General features: G+C 57.8%; 13 protein-coding genes. 11 read left to right on the top strand and 2 right to left on the bottom strand.

Annotated elements, in window-relative coordinates:
- Positions 1 to 45: 45 nt before the first annotated feature.
- The 4 genes from DQW50_RS02230 to DQW50_RS02210 all read left to right on the top strand — a co-directional run bounded on the left by DQW50_RS02230 (position 46) and on the right by DQW50_RS02210 (position 7,443).
- A complete protein-coding gene (locus tag DQW50_RS02230) occupies positions 46 to 3,039 on the top strand; it encodes a VWA domain-containing protein (protein WP_112077688.1) in 2,994 nt (997 codons plus the stop codon).
- Between the two features lie 382 nt (positions 3,040 to 3,421).
- Entirely contained in the window at positions 3,422 to 5,113 is a 1,692-nt protein-coding gene (locus DQW50_RS18340) for a hypothetical protein (RefSeq protein ID WP_241964305.1), read from the top strand.
- A gap of 447 nt (positions 5,114 to 5,560) precedes the next feature.
- Positions 5,561 to 6,541 carry a hypothetical protein gene (locus tag DQW50_RS02215; RefSeq protein ID WP_127341299.1) on the top strand — a complete coding sequence of 327 codons (981 nt, stop codon included), beginning with the start codon at positions 5,561 to 5,563 and terminating at the stop codon, positions 6,539 to 6,541.
- Positions 6,542 to 6,648: 107 nt separating this feature from the next.
- The gene (locus tag DQW50_RS02210) at positions 6,649 to 7,443 is read left to right on the top strand and encodes an N-6 DNA methylase (protein WP_157964835.1); all 795 of its coding nucleotides are present in this window, start codon (positions 6,649 to 6,651) and stop codon (positions 7,441 to 7,443) included.
- Positions 7,444 to 7,719: 276 nt separating this feature from the next.
- On the opposite strand, the gene DQW50_RS18045 is transcribed toward DQW50_RS02210, so the two are convergent.
- The gene (locus DQW50_RS18045; protein ID WP_198664573.1) at positions 7,720 to 7,857 is read right to left on the bottom strand and encodes a hypothetical protein; all 138 of its coding nucleotides are present in this window, start codon (positions 7,855 to 7,857) and stop codon (positions 7,720 to 7,722) included.
- A gap of 56 nt (positions 7,858 to 7,913) precedes the next feature.
- Here DQW50_RS18045 and DQW50_RS02205 point away from each other — a divergent pair, with 56 nt between their 5' ends.
- Together DQW50_RS02205 and DQW50_RS02200 are read left to right on the top strand one after the other, a co-directional pair.
- Entirely contained in the window at positions 7,914 to 9,269 is a 1,356-nt protein-coding gene (locus tag DQW50_RS02205; RefSeq protein WP_112077684.1) for an RNA-guided endonuclease TnpB family protein, read from the top strand.
- A gap of 180 nt (positions 9,270 to 9,449) precedes the next feature.
- The gene (locus DQW50_RS02200) at positions 9,450 to 9,785 is read left to right on the top strand and encodes a hypothetical protein (RefSeq protein ID WP_112077683.1); all 336 of its coding nucleotides are present in this window, start codon (positions 9,450 to 9,452) and stop codon (positions 9,783 to 9,785) included.
- 176 nt (positions 9,786 to 9,961) lie between these two features.
- Here the strand turns inward: DQW50_RS02200 and DQW50_RS18040 are convergent, their stop codons facing one another.
- Entirely contained in the window at positions 9,962 to 10,222 is a 261-nt protein-coding gene (locus DQW50_RS18040) for a hypothetical protein (protein ID WP_112077682.1), read from the bottom strand.
- Between the two features lie 48 nt (positions 10,223 to 10,270).
- Here DQW50_RS18040 and DQW50_RS02190 point away from each other — a divergent pair, with 48 nt between their 5' ends.
- The 5 genes from DQW50_RS02190 to DQW50_RS02170 all read left to right on the top strand — a co-directional run bounded on the left by DQW50_RS02190 (position 10,271) and on the right by DQW50_RS02170 (position 14,371).
- Entirely contained in the window at positions 10,271 to 10,615 is a 345-nt protein-coding gene (locus DQW50_RS02190) for a hypothetical protein (RefSeq protein ID WP_112077681.1), read from the top strand.
- Positions 10,616 to 10,962: 347 nt separating this feature from the next.
- On the top strand, positions 10,963 to 11,496 hold the full coding sequence (locus tag DQW50_RS02185) for a hypothetical protein (protein WP_112077680.1): 534 nt from the start codon (positions 10,963 to 10,965) through the stop codon (positions 11,494 to 11,496).
- 291 nt (positions 11,497 to 11,787) lie between these two features.
- Positions 11,788 to 13,014: an RNA-guided endonuclease TnpB family protein gene (locus tag DQW50_RS02180; RefSeq protein WP_112077679.1), complete on the top strand. Its 1,227-nt coding sequence runs from the start codon at positions 11,788 to 11,790 to the stop codon at positions 13,012 to 13,014.
- A gap of 100 nt (positions 13,015 to 13,114) precedes the next feature.
- A complete protein-coding gene (locus tag DQW50_RS02175; RefSeq protein WP_198664572.1) occupies positions 13,115 to 13,522 on the top strand; it encodes a hypothetical protein in 408 nt (135 codons plus the stop codon).
- Positions 13,523 to 13,606: 84 nt separating this feature from the next.
- Complete coding sequence (locus tag DQW50_RS02170; RefSeq protein WP_112077678.1) at positions 13,607 to 14,371, top strand: hypothetical protein; 765 nt, start codon at positions 13,607 to 13,609, stop codon at positions 14,369 to 14,371.
- The last annotated feature ends 65 nt before the right edge of the window (positions 14,372 to 14,436 follow it).

Raw genomic sequence — 14,436 nt, 5'->3', positions numbered from 1 at the left:
CTCTGTCCATTACTTGCCCGTCCCAGCCTCCGTCCTGTTCCAAAAATGTCAATTCAACATCACCAGGTCGTCGACGATCTCAAACCCAAGGCCGCTGTGAGATCACGAATTTCTCCGCAGCGGGCCGACCGTCTCCGAGAGTTCATCCTCGGTCACCTGCCAAGGGGTCTGACCGTCGACGTCGTCATTTCCTCCAGCGTCCAGACCGCTGCCGTTCTCCCCGTCGATGTCGATGCTATCGTCTCTTCAGATGCGACCGAAATCGAACGCGCTCAGGCCGAACAGTTGCTCGCCGGCGTCGACGCTGATTACCTGGTGATGGTGACTGGGACCGAGGCCGACCTCACCCGCATCCCACTCAACGACCAGCTCACCGCCGACCACGCCCACCAGTTCGGCCTTGCCTTTCACGAACTGCTCCACATACTCAAGACAGCCATCACAGCGATATCAGAACTCCTCGAGACCGAGGTCGATGTCAAATACCATGCCCAGGTTCACGACCTCATCAACATAGTCGAGGATGGCGCCATCGAGTCCGAAGCCATCCACGGCGAGAATTTCAGCGATAACGCCGGAATTCGACTTGAACTCACTCGACGGCTCCACTCGCAGACGCCCAAGGACATCCCAGACGGTGAGGAAATTCGCTACTCGTTCTGGGACGCTGTGACGAGTTGTCTGTACGACGAAGCCATCTATCCGACGGGAACGACCGATGTTCTTCTCGACGAAAACGATTCTCGCATACAATTCAAGAGTGATGCGGATCGGGATGCGTTCGAGGCGATCCACACAGAACTGTGTACGCTGTCTGACGACGTACACGCGATTCGGAGCGCCGACCGATCAGACATCACTCACAACCACGACAAGACCGCCTCGATCCGTCGAGCGCGACGAGTTATCCAGACATGGACCGACCACATTCAGCCCGTCCTCGAGGCCGACAAAGAGGACGAAGAAGAGCAGGAACAGGACGTCCAGGTCAACCAACAGGTCGGTGGTAAGAACGAAGGTGGGTATCAAGACCAGTCCAGCGGGGATGGGAGTGACGAGGCCGCAGAATTGCTGGAAATGCCATCCAACTCTGATGCAGGCGACGACAGTTCCAGTAGAAACGAAGGGCTACAGGACGCTGAAGAGGGCGCTAGTACAGATGAGGATTCACAGCGGCTGTCACAGACCCAGCCCCCGACGCAACTCCCCGAAGACTTCGATCCGACCGACGTCTCGCTATCGCGGGAAGCAACGAGTGACCCCCATCAAAACGTCTTCGAACAACCGCCGGTCACGGACGATCCCAGCCCCACCGACGTCGGCGAGATCGACAATCATGGGGAAGAGGACGAACAGAACGACGAGCAGGCCCCCAGCATTGGCGAGGGCGCACAGGGGCACCACCGCGATGGTAAAGACGGACGTGACGCAGAAGCCGACGTGGAGAGAACTGACGCCGCTCAGGACACGGGAGGCGACAGTGATGGTGAGGGAGATGTCAAAGACAAGGCGGGTGGAGAGAATGATGGACAGGCCGAGTCAGAATCCGAACCGTTGAGTCGGGCTCAAGCTATCGCGCAGGCCGCTGACCGTGCCCGACAACGCGAGCAGGAACGACAGGGTGGGAATCCAGGCCAGAGGACGAACACCGAGACAGAAGCGCCGTCGAAGTCACCATCTCCCGAGGAGGACATGGGTGACGTCCCGAGATCCGCCGCTTCGAGTTCCATCGACACTCAGCAACAGAACCAAGACCAGCTCACTCTCGAGAAATTCGGCGGCGATTCCCAGGATAATCACGAGGGTACAAATCCCGATACGAGCGAAGGCGAGACCGACGACGAGCACTCCTCGGACGGATTAGATGAGGCATGCCAGTCGGACCAAGCGGATACCCCGACGCTCGAGACGGCGAGCAGCAGCGCGGCGGGAGACATCGACACCGACGCACGTTCGGAATCGGAGTCCGGTTCAGAACCCGAAGCAGAATCAGACTCTGAATCGGGGCAAGACATCCCGGAAGGACCTGCCCATACCGAGAGTTCGACGAGGTCGCCCGACGAAGACGAAGCCACCTACGAGAATGCCCTAGCCGGAGACGAACGCGCTGCCCACCGTGAATCCGAGCGCGAAGGTATCGACGAACAGGCCCTCGAAGAAGAACTCTCCGCGCTAGCTGACCAGCTCGAACGCTCCGCCCGCCAGCAAGCACAGAACGGAAAAGATCAGAACAATGGGGAGGGTGGACAATACGGTGGGCCTGGAAGTCTCGAGGATCTCGAGATTCTCCCCATCAGCGACAATCTCGCCCTCAATCGCGAGTGGGGCGCTATCGAAGAAGGGGCTGATCGGGTCGCAGAAACTCTCGAAATGTACCTTCGACTCGACCGCCGCAAAAACGTGCGACGTGGTCTTTCTTCTGGGGCGTACGATCCGCGGGCCGGTCATCGCCTCGCTATCGGTGACCCCCGCGTGTGTAAATCCCGAACCCTTGGGGACGAAAAGCAGTACGCGCTCGTCCTTGTCCTCGATCGTTCTGGGTCGATGCGTCGGGGGTCACCACCGAAGATTGAGATCGCGACGCAAGCACTCGCTCGATTTGCACTCGCCGCGGAGAACCTCGGTATTCGTGTCGCCATCACCGACTTCTACCGTGGTGAGGCACGTCTCGTGAAACCGTTCAGCATAGACACTCGCCACGTCCAGGCGAATCTGCTTGATACGACGTGTGGTGGCGGGACGCCCCTCTCGGATGCGGTTAGCCTCGCCCGTGAACTCGTCGAAGCACAACGCGACGAGCCGCTGATAATCACTGTGACGGATGGCAACCCCGCCTCGACGGATGATGTTATCGACCAAATACGGCGGTCACACGCACCCGTGTGCTCGCTCACTATTGCGACCGATTGCCAGCCCGGGTCGCTCTCTGACAGTGCTTCTGAACTCTCGCATTACTATGAACGCCAGAAAGCCGTTTACACACCCGATCGTCTGGACGACAGACTCGACCAGTTCGCGAGCCTGCTAGCCGGGCTGTGAGAGTAGGAAGCAAAAATATCCAGACATTCTATCACCATCTACCTCAGTGGCTGATAGATCCAGCTTGCTGAATACAACGCGCTAATCGGCTATCCGTCGATTTTATTCCCACACCACAATCATAAGAAGACTTATGATAATCCTCTTCGTCCACCGTTCGAGTATGAATTCACGGAGACGAGACAGTCACGCAGACAGTGTGACACGTGCTATTATTAGCCGTCGAAAGCTACTCGCCGTGAGCGGTGCCGTTGCGGTTGGTGGGCTGAGTGGGTGTCTGAGTCGAGTAGCGTCGCAAGTGACGGATACGGGTGCGTCTCCAGCAGCAGTGTTCGCAGGAGTCGGCGCGTACACTGGCCCCTCCCCGACAAGTGAACCCACCGTGTACAAACTGACACCGACGGCCTCAGCTGGTTCCGGACTGCTCTCCGGCGAAGTCGAACTCGAAGCGTGGGTAACCTCAACAGCTCTCGCGGCCATCGACCTCGAAGGAGAAACAACCTACACAGGGGATGCTGCTAACACCGCCCGAGCTAACTACAACAACAGTCGGAGCAATAAGTCGAAGATTCGGTCGGACGACACCGATTCGGATGGCGACGGATTAGGCGACCGTGATTACAATGACGCTCTTCGGGCTGCGTTAGACTTGGAGAATACGCTTCTCTCGCAGACAACGGAGGCAGTATCCATCAGCAAGCGTAGTGCTCGAACTGGCCGTGGAAAAAATTCAAAGGAGATAGATGAATATTTCGACAATATGAGGAGCAGTATCAATGAGATACAGGAGACGCTGGAAAGCTGCTCTGACGACGTGTGCGTAACCGTCCGAGAACACGCCGAGGGACGGAAAAAACTGACTCAGCAAGCGGCAACGCACGTTGACAATGGAGAATGGAGCCACGCTGCCGAGGCACTCCAAGAGATACAAGGAATCGTCGAGGGGGACATCGAACTACTCGAAAAGTCGTTGCAGGACACCTCCGAACACGTCCTCGAAAACCCTCCGCTTCAGGACTTGACCGGAGCGAGTGACGAAGACATCGCCGCCCTGTACGAGTACCTCGCTGGCGAGCCAGTCCTCAGCGAGCAGTTCACTATCACCGTACCTGATGCCAGTCTCCCGGGAAGCGACGTTGCAGTCGGTGACGAGCTCACGCCGCGCCGCATCATCGAGTACGTGACAGGACGAGCCGACACTGACGGGAAAGTCTACGCGTGGGGCGACAACAAGGTCGAGAACGGAGGTGGAAACACCAGTCCGATTTACGAGGGAGACGCGGTCGGCGGTGAAAGCGTCCTTAACAGGGGACTCATGTCTGACGATAATTCGCTGTACAACTCGGACACGTTCCTCTCCGCCGTCTCTGGACCAGTCGACACGGGAATCCACCTCGAATCAGATGTCGTAGACGGACGAGTCACGGTCAATCCAGTGAACGACCCACCGCAGGCCACAGAAACGACGCCTGCTCTTGCGGTCAGCGCAGACGGGGCCTCGTCCGAGCCTGCAGACTTCGATGAGTGGGGTGCTGAACTCGGTGAGAGTTCGACCACGTCGACGCTGGTGTGCCCGATTATGATCGCACCGCCGGAGTGTCCGTCGCCGTTCCCTGCGCTGCTGTCCGTACGCCGCTGCAAGCACGCTGATCAGTACATCTACACGGGTGGCTGGGTCATCGACGATGGCAGCCTCTACGTGGATTCAATCACACTCGTGGCTGTGGGAGAACCAACAGCAGTCATCGGTGTTGGCGCTGGTGATTTAGATGGAGATGGGTACGGCGACGTGATGGCCCGCCGCCTGTCTGGCGAACGAGAGCGACGAGGAGCGAGACTGTTCGATGGGGCTGTTTCCGATGCGGTTGCCGAAGGGCACCTCTCAGAAGCAGAAGGAGAGGACATCATCCTCCGGAAGCGGCCGGGACGAACGACGCGGCAAGAGGAGGGGACTGCCGCTGATGTCCCTGTAACTATGACTGCGCAAGGGCGACTTGTCCACTTCACGGGAGCGAGCGCCTCCGACGACGTGAAGTTCAAAGCCGGGGCCGAACTCTCGAAGAGCGTGAACTGAGCCGTCCCGCTCAGTGGCTCTCTCGTTGCTCGACCTGATTCAAGTACGCACCCCCGAAATATGGCTTTAGTAAATCAACCCGAAACCAAGTGACTAAACTGGGTGAGAGAGGTGAGTAGCGGGTTTGACTCCATGGTAGGTCACCAGTATGCATCATCACTGACGAATTGCCTCGGTACGAGGGTGTCTGCTGCATATAACCTCTATATCGGTCAACGTGATTTCATTCAGTTGGGGATCTGCTGTATTGGAAAGTATGAGAACTTCTGCGTACCACGATGACATACTCCTACGCCACGACGACACTCGGTTCGTTGCATAGGACGTCTTCCGAGCCAGTTTGTTGCCCCCCGTATCGGTAGCGGGGCGTCCAGCAGACGACCGGCGTCCGCACTCCGTCCTTCGTCAATCATGTCCTGTCGAACCATCCACTCAGCTAACGGCAGTGTGCCCCACCTGGCGTTGCCACCAGGCGCACTCGCCCACATAGACCGTGACTACGACTACGAAGTTGATCGCGATCCACCGAACGTCGAACCCATCGAACACCAGATTCGCCTCGACTTCATGCGCGGTGGGCCTGTCCGCCGCGACCAACTCCTTGGAAACTACAATCCCTGGTCGTACAAGGCTGAGACTCCCGCAACCCATCCCTGGCGGGGAATAAAACAGAAGCCGAGGGGCCTCGATTACGCCGAAGCATCGTGTGATGTGCGGATTCGCGAAGAGGAGAAGTTCTACGAACACGCCGACGATGACACTGTTCTGGCCGACGCACCTGCCTACCTTGCCGCACGTATCCGCGAAGCTAGTGAGCAATCCGACCCTCACGAAGCCGTCCGTAAGGTGCGTAAGGACCGGGAGAAGTGGTATCAGGAACTCATCCCCGGCGCGAATCTCCGCCAGATCCTCAAGGAGTCGTCCTATGGGTCGCTGATCGAGAAGTGCATCGGACCCACTCCCGACGCCAACCACCTCCTCGAGCACAACGCCTTCGTGGGGATGGTCATCGTTGACGACGACACCAACCCCGACGCAATCGCCCGAGAACATGACATCGACTCGGTGTACGTCCTCCAGGAATCTGTGCTCTCACACGCGAACACTGACGAACCAGTGGCTCTCGCTGACTACGGTATCGAACTCCCCGCACCCGTCCTTGTCGGAGAATACGACAGCGGGAGCCAGTACCCATTCATCCCGTGGGGGGACGCCCTCACCTGTTCGTGCCCGTACAAGCAATCCGCTCCCTTCCGCGTGATGTGTAAACACGAACTTCTCGCGAGCATCGTCTGTGGCGACCACGACTCAATATTCATCCCTCTCACCCGGGGTATCCACGTCCCTCACCGCGCTCGTCGATTCGCTAGTCCCGAGATCGCCGTTTCTCACCAGCCGCGAACAGCGGGAGGTCACCCGTCGCCATGACGACACTCTTGGAACCCGAACACCGCGAACTCGTCACTGACTCGCTCGACGACATCAGTCAGCAGACGGGTAAATCCACCTACCGGGTCTTCTCCGATTGGATCAGTATGGCGGTCGCCAGCTTCTCCGGCGACGAAGACGCCTATCAGAAACCGCTCGACCGGTATCGAAATGATGGTCGGGACGAGGAGACGGTTCGAGAGTTCGCGACGCTGCACGCCAACGCCCTCGGGGGTCTCGTCCTTGCGATGGAGGAAACGCAAGAAGATGTCCTCGGCGGCGTCTACGAACACTACGGCCTCACCAGCGAGCACTTCGCCCAGTACTTCACGCCCGGAGCGGTGAGCCGAGCGATGGCCCAGATGAACCTCCCCGACACCGATAGCCTCCGTGAGGCCACGCCGGACGACCCTCTGGTGATCGGTGATGTCTCTGGGTGCGGGAGCGGTCGACTCATCGTCGACAGTGCCCATCGACTCCAGAACCTCGCACCAGAGACTCCAGCCGTCTATCTCGGATACGACAAAGATCCTCTCTGCGCGAAGATGGCCGTTCTCAACTTCGTTCTCAACGCTATGACCGGGTACGTCCTACTCGGTGACGCCTTGAAACTCGATGCCCGACGGGTATGGTTCATCAGCACTGCCCAGCTCATCGGGGGCGACCATCCTGTGCGAGAACTCGACACGAGCGAGCGTGACCGCGTCCTCGCCCGATTCTTCGGTGTATCCCTCATCGACGACGACACCGACGCCGGCGCCGCACAAGAGGAACCGGACACCGAATCTGAGCTGGACGTCGACCCGGAACCAACACCCGAAGAACCAACACTCGCACCGAACCTCGATGTCACGCTCGACCCGAGTGACACCTCCCAGGCTGGTTTCGACGAGTTCGTATGACCCTCTCCTGCAATCGCGACGGCTGTGATCGAACGTGGCCCCGCGATCCCGTGCTTGAGGTAGGGTGCCCATCGTGTAGCGCTCCTATCGGCACTAAGTGCAAGCGCCCGTCGGGGCACGCCGGTAATTTCGTTCATCCTCACGGAAAGCGTGACCGCCTCGCTGTCGACGAAGGCCACTACAGAGAATGCAGGAGAGAGCCCATGACTTCTGTCGTGGGGTGAATCCGCCAGTTCAGAACCCGTTCAACGTCGCCTGCCCGCGGGATGTCCCACGTTACAGTTCTCCTTCCTCCACCCGCTTCATCCCCTGTACCAGCAGACCTTTCGACGTCAATCCGTACTTGTCCTTCAACTCCTTCATCTTCTCGAACTGCTCGTCGTCGTCCACTTGGATGTGAATATTGTTCGTCATACCTCAATAGAAATAGCATAGATATTCATATCTATAGGTTCTAGGTGCGTACAGCGATGAAGCGCACCAACACGTTCGCCGTGCGACCGCTCTCACAGGCTGGAGAGCGCGTACTGCGGGATCTGTTGGATGCGTCAGCTGCACTCTGGAACGAGGTCAACTACGAGCGCCTCATGCGGTACAACGACGAAGACGGCCTCGAAGACGAGAGTGTCTGGGACGCCGACACCGGCTCACTCGAAGGCCAATACAAACCAGTCCTCGGTGCGTCCACCGCCCAGCAAGTGATCCAGAAGAACTCCAACGCGTGGACTGCGTTCTTCAGAAACAAACAGCAGTACCACGACCAATCAGACGACTCCGTCACGGAACACCCCAGTCCGCCCGGGTTTCGTGGCAACAAAGACGACGGCCGTGTTCTGAAAGGAGTCATTCGAAAGGACGCATACAGTGTCGAGTGGGGCACGCGTTCCCGACTCGAGATGATCGTCGGAGAAGAACTACGAGACAGACACAACAGTCCGAAAAGCCGCCTCCGGTTGGAAATCGTGGGCGAACTGAACTGGCCCGATTATGAGGACCAAGGTCGATTGGAACTGTGGTACGACGAAACTGATGGCACATTCAGAGCTTCGCAGCCCGTGACCATTCCTGACGACACACGGGCAACTCCACTGGCTGATGAAACAGCCGCTCTGGACATCGGTGCCAACAACCTTGTCGCCTGTACCACCACAACCGGTGAGCAGTTCCTGTACGACGGCTCACAGCCGTTTGAGCAGTTCCGCGAGGCAGCCAACCGAATCGCAGAACTCCAGTCAAAACTCGACGACCAGCGGCGAACAAGCAAGCGGATCGACCGATTGTATGACCAGATGTACGGGCGGCGTGATCACGCTCAAGACGCACTCGTTCGCGACCTCGTCGAACGGCTGTACGTTGACGGCGTATCCACAGTGTATGTCGGCGACATTCGAGACGTCCTCTCGACCCACTGGAAGGCCGAAGTGAACGCGAAGACGCACAACTTCTGGGCGTACCGACGGTTCATCCACCGGCTGGAGTGTGTCTGCGAGGAGTACGGCATCGACCTGCTTGAGGAATCTGAGGCGTGGACGACACAGGAGTGTCCAGGGTGCGGTGAACGTGAAGAGACGGAGCGGAACGGTGACTTGTTCCGCTGCGTCTGTGGGTACGAGGGACACGCCGATCTCAAAGCGAGTCAGGTGTTCCTCGAACGTGAGACTGGGACGGAAGTGGGGCTGATGGCTCAGCCGGTGCGCCTCAAGTGGGACGACCATCACTGGTCGGAGATACCACACTCTCTCGAGAGGGCAAGTCCCAACGAGGAGCGCACAAACCGAAGTACCCACCGCACGGTGGGGAATCTTGCCTCCGTGGAATCGGCATAGCCCGACATCCCAACGGAGGAATTCCACGACTTCAGTTGTGGGAGGAAGTCAACGAACAGGTCTCGATCGGAGCATTTTGAATCGTTCTTCCGGCGTTCAGCGTCCTACGTTACAGTACGGACGCGAGCGTAGCGTAGGACCAGTTTTGTCGCCCCCCGTGCCGGTGAGGGACGTACAAACATGACCTATGAAGTCGCAGAAGACGCGCCTGAACGCACCCGTAGTGAAGTAGAACAGCTCCACGAACTCGCGGTCAACACGTTTGGCTACGCCACCGACCACGTCCTCTTCACCGCTCACGGCGACGGGACGATCTCCGGTCGAATCGCCCTCCCTACCGGCCGTCCGTACGATGACACGGACGACGATCGGGAGCGCACAACACTCCACGACCGAATCGCCCGTCGCTTTCAGAACAACAACGACACCGATCCCGACCCGCCCGCCGTCTGCGCACCCATCACCCCAGACGCACCGAGCGCGAATATCCCGGACGAAGCGCAAGCCAGTGCATGACCGGTGACTCTACGCCCAATAACGTGCCTCGGTGGGAGGATATCGACCTCGATGCTATCGACTACGAGGCGCGTGACGGTCTCTCATCCGGTCACGAGCGCACGCTTCGAGCACTGCGGTCGAAAATCGGCTCTACGGAGGCGCTGCTCCGACGCTATCTTAGAGAACTCGGTGTCTCATCCGGGGGTGACCTCGCCAAAGTCAGTATCCCGACGCATCTGCAGTATCGCGACCCGTTCGCGTTCGACCGAGCTCGCCGAGTACGGAGCGCCCAGACGACTCTTGAGAGCCAGCGCCAACGCCTCTGTCAGGTCCTCTCTGACCACTGTGCTGAAAAAACTCGTCTCCGTGAGGAAGTCAAGGTCGAAGATGACGATGACACCGACGGCGTCGAGACAGACGAGCCATACCCTTCGAAAGAACTGTAGCCGCCACATTTGATGTGATTCAGTCTCACTTATGACCAGACCCGTCCTACTGTACCTGTGAATATCACCTCCAAATATCCGACCCTCAGCCTCGAATCAGAGTTCGAGGCGGACTCTTTCACCATGATTACCATCATGGATGGTCCAGGGGTGAACGGCCTCGAGCGATACTTTCTCGGGTACTATGATGAGGACCTTCGCGACGATGATGGCTCATTCCTCGCCCGCCCCGTCGGGCATCACGAACTCCCTCACCCGATGACGCTCCCTGAGGTCGAAGAGTGGGCGCTCGATTATCTCAGTGTCCCAGAAGAAGCCCTCACCGAATGTGAGGCTCGACAGCTCCGAGCGAAACGAGCACGAGAAGGAGAACAGTCCGACGACGAACGCGAACAGGTGTAGAAGCGGGACCGCTCTCTATGATGACCCCTCAAGATCCGCTCTCCCAATCGAAAGCAGTCACTCCCGGCAGCACTCGGCGAGTAACCCGTCGGACTGCTCTCGGCGGTATTGGGACACTTTGCCTCGCCAGCCTCGCCGGATGTCTCGGCGTCTTCGGCGCAGAACCCGTCAACAGCGAGCAGAACGCGACTGACGAAGACGGACCCGGGAGCGGTGGTGGGCAGACTCCTGCTCGAACGTCCACGACGACGAACCAACCCGACACCAGCGACGGAACCCCCGAACCAACGTCCGAGCCTGACCCTGACGACGATAGACCTGGTGGACTACCGAACGGTCCCAGCGTGATGCCTGGCGACCTCCCCCCTTCGTACACCAGATATCCTGAACGCTTCGACCCAATTGACCGCGTCTATGTCGGGCCGATCACCTCGCCCGCCACGAACGACTGGAATCCGCATTACGACGATCCCGAGCCTGGGAAGAAACTCGCCGACGTTGCCGTCCACAATTCGACCATCGAGGACTGGGTCGTGAGCCCGCCCCACACGATGCACCGGGTGGACGGCCTCGAGCTCACCGTCGACGGCGACGGTGCGTTCACGGCAGAGGGCGGCTTCCACTACAGAAACAAGTGCGGATACTTTGGCGTCAATCATCTCTATGTTAGGGGGCCCACCGCGACGATCTACCTCGCGTACAGCCACGACCCTGCCTGCTCCGAGAGTGAGGTTCGCGACGAAGGGGGGTATTGGTACGGGCCTGTTACGGTGACGGGGAGCCTCGATGGAGACTTCGACACGCTTCGTATCATCCTCCTCAACGGGAACGAGAACCTCGGCGAGTTTGATTCTACAGACACGATGGAATTTGGGATATAGTGGTCCGTCATGGCTAAACTCATCAATATAAATCCAAGACCGGCCTGCCCACGGCCTACTCGTTTGTCGCCCCCGGACGCGGTGCGGGGATCGCCTGCCTCATCAACCCCACTAATCCGCACGACGTGAGAATCATATCAGTCGAATCACCCGTTCTGCAGGAACTACAATCTATCGGCGATGTAGGGCGGGAACTCCGAGACTTGGTCTCAAGGATGAAGCCCATTACGAGATGACGTAACGCACGTGCTACGATCCAGACACAATTAATAATCCTATGGACTACGGAATATGACCATCGTCAGGAACATTCAGGTCAAACTCGATATTACCAAGGAAAACCACTCGACAGTGGATGCCACGTTTGAAGAGTTTCAACGAGTCACCGAACCCGTCATTGATTACGGTTGGAGCAACGACCCTGACGACATTATCACCAACAAAAACCAACTCAACGAAGCTACGTACCGTGAAATCCGCGAGGACTCACCGCTTACAGGGGGACACGTTCAATCTGCTCGAAACCTCGCGGCTAACGCTCTCTCGAACGGCAAGCGCTTGCTTGAAGACAGGAAGAGTACGAGTAAGCCAGGATTCAAAGGAACGGTTGTTACATACAATTCCAATACGATAACGTATAATGACGATCACTGTACCCTCTCGACGGTAGACGGACGAATCCGTGCCGAATACGTGTTCCCACATGAAGATATGGGAACGCCGTTTGAGGAGTATTGGAACGAAAATGAGTGGGTAAAAAAAGAGGCCACGCTTCACAAGCGCGACGGTGAATACTATCTCCACGTTGCCGTTGACCACGTAGGCGATACTAATTCTAGTGATGATTCGACCGAGAACGGAGTGGTTCTCGGCGTCGATTTGAACGTAGATGGCTACCTCGCCGTTACCAGCACGGGAGCGTTTCTCGGGAACGCGAACGAGTTGAACCACAAACGCGACGAATACGAACGTCGCCGCGGAGATCTACAACAGACAGGTACTCGCTCAGCGCACCTTACTATCCAGTCAATTGGTGATAGGTTTGCCGAGTGGAGTCGGCATCGTCTGCACAACGTGTCAAACGATATTATTCAAGAAGCTATTGAACACGACTGTACGTACATCGCGTTTGAGCGATTGACGTACGTTTGGACGCGTATCTCGAATGCCTCGAAGTTCCAACAGTGGGCGTTTCGTAAACTCCAGCGACAAGTCGAGTACAAGGCCGAAGAATACAATATCGGAGTGGAAAAAGTCGCTCCCCAATACACGTCACAACGGTGTAGTCTCGGTGAGTGTGGATACATCCACAATCATAATCGGGATAGTGATAAGTTCGAATGTCTGAAATGCGGGAAGAAGCTGCACGCCGATTATAATGCTGCGCGGAACGTGGCGTGGCGTCTTGTCCAGAACTGGCTCAAGTCTGGTTCTGGACGGGCCACCGGTCAACTGGCCCTGAAGTCAGGAGTAGTGAACGCGAACGGTCATTTCAGGCCTACTGCGCTTCGCAGTTAGAGCGTGAGCTCACTGACAAGCCCCGGCGCTTGAGATTGGGGTTGTTGACGAGTACTGATACCGACACCGCTCGTTCACTGTGCATCACCAGTCTGTTTTCGTGACAACTGAACACGAAGACGAAGCTCAAGATGACCCCGAAAATACCGAGACGAAGACCATCGACGGGGCCGGTTTGCTTGCCCTCGATGACGAACCCTTCGAGACCACGCTCTTTCACCACGGAGTCAACGTTGATACCCGGGAGCGAGCTTCACGAATCGAGACCGGCGGCTCCGACGAGTTCGTCGACAACCGTTCTCTCTCCGCTATCCGTGCTCAGAACGGTGAGAAGACGGTTCCCGAGGACGCGTCCGGACGCCAGAGGACGCTGTTTGCAGATACCGCCGTCGATCAGCGCACCCTCGATGGGGACAAAGCCAGCGCTCGCTTCATGTTCGAGGCCGACCAGCGCCGCCAACAAGCGGACTCTCGCTGCCAGGACGCGTCTCGCGTACCCTATCAATGAACCCCCTTTTGCTTCAAGCTCGCCGCTAGTGCTTGCGCTCGTTTATATTAGAGAACAATCTATGAAGGAGGGAGGAATCCCTCCATGAACGCCGAAAGCCCTTGGGACGACGACCGGAGATTCTACGGCAAGGACGACTTCGGAGACACATCTTTTGAAGACGAGCATTACGGCCCAAATGACGCCGGCGAATTCACCGTCGACGAAGCCCCGCGGTGTACCCAGTGTGATCGCCCCGTCGATCCCGATCGGGCCCTCTGCAAGGAATGTGAGCGCGACACGGAACTCGAATCGGAGAATCCCTATGGACCTATTCACGACGACGTCACCGTGACCTACGAGAAACGAATTGACGCACTCGCGTTCGCCGTCGTGCCGGCGAAATCTCGCTTCGAGGCGATCGTCAAGGCCACCCTTGCATTCGATGCTCGAGAGAACGCCCCCAAGAAGCCCGCCGGCTTCGACGGGATGACCTTTGAGCTCCTCCACGAAGCCGACGACCCGGATATCCGTCCTTTCAATATCGGCTGGGGCGCACTCCCTGAAGCCGTGCCCGTCGCGAGCGAACGCGGCCTCGAACTATTTAATAAAGCCCACAACCGCACCAACTGGGGTGATCACCTCTCTGAAGGCCCTGAAGTTGACTTCGAACCCGAACCTGACATCTACCTCTACGACGAGGACGGAACCGCAATCTGCCGCGCCGGGCAGTTCATAGACCTCATCGACAGCTACACCGTCCCTGATGATCCCAGCGACTACACTCAGCCCGAGTACGGCAGTACTGACGAGGAGCTATGGATCGTCCCGGCATTCACCCTGAGTGTCCATCCTACTACCGCCGATTGATTACGAGAGAGCCTGTTATAGAAAGCTCCGCGCTCTCTGTCTATCCAAATCTTGTCAAGATCCGC

The sequence above is a fragment of the Halorubrum sp. 48-1-W genome (assembly GCF_003287355.1).
Lineage (GTDB): Archaea > Halobacteriota > Halobacteria > Halobacteriales > Haloferacaceae > Halorubrum.
The sequence above is the reverse complement of the archived record's forward strand: the minus strand, read 5'-3'. Positions and strand labels throughout refer to the sequence as shown.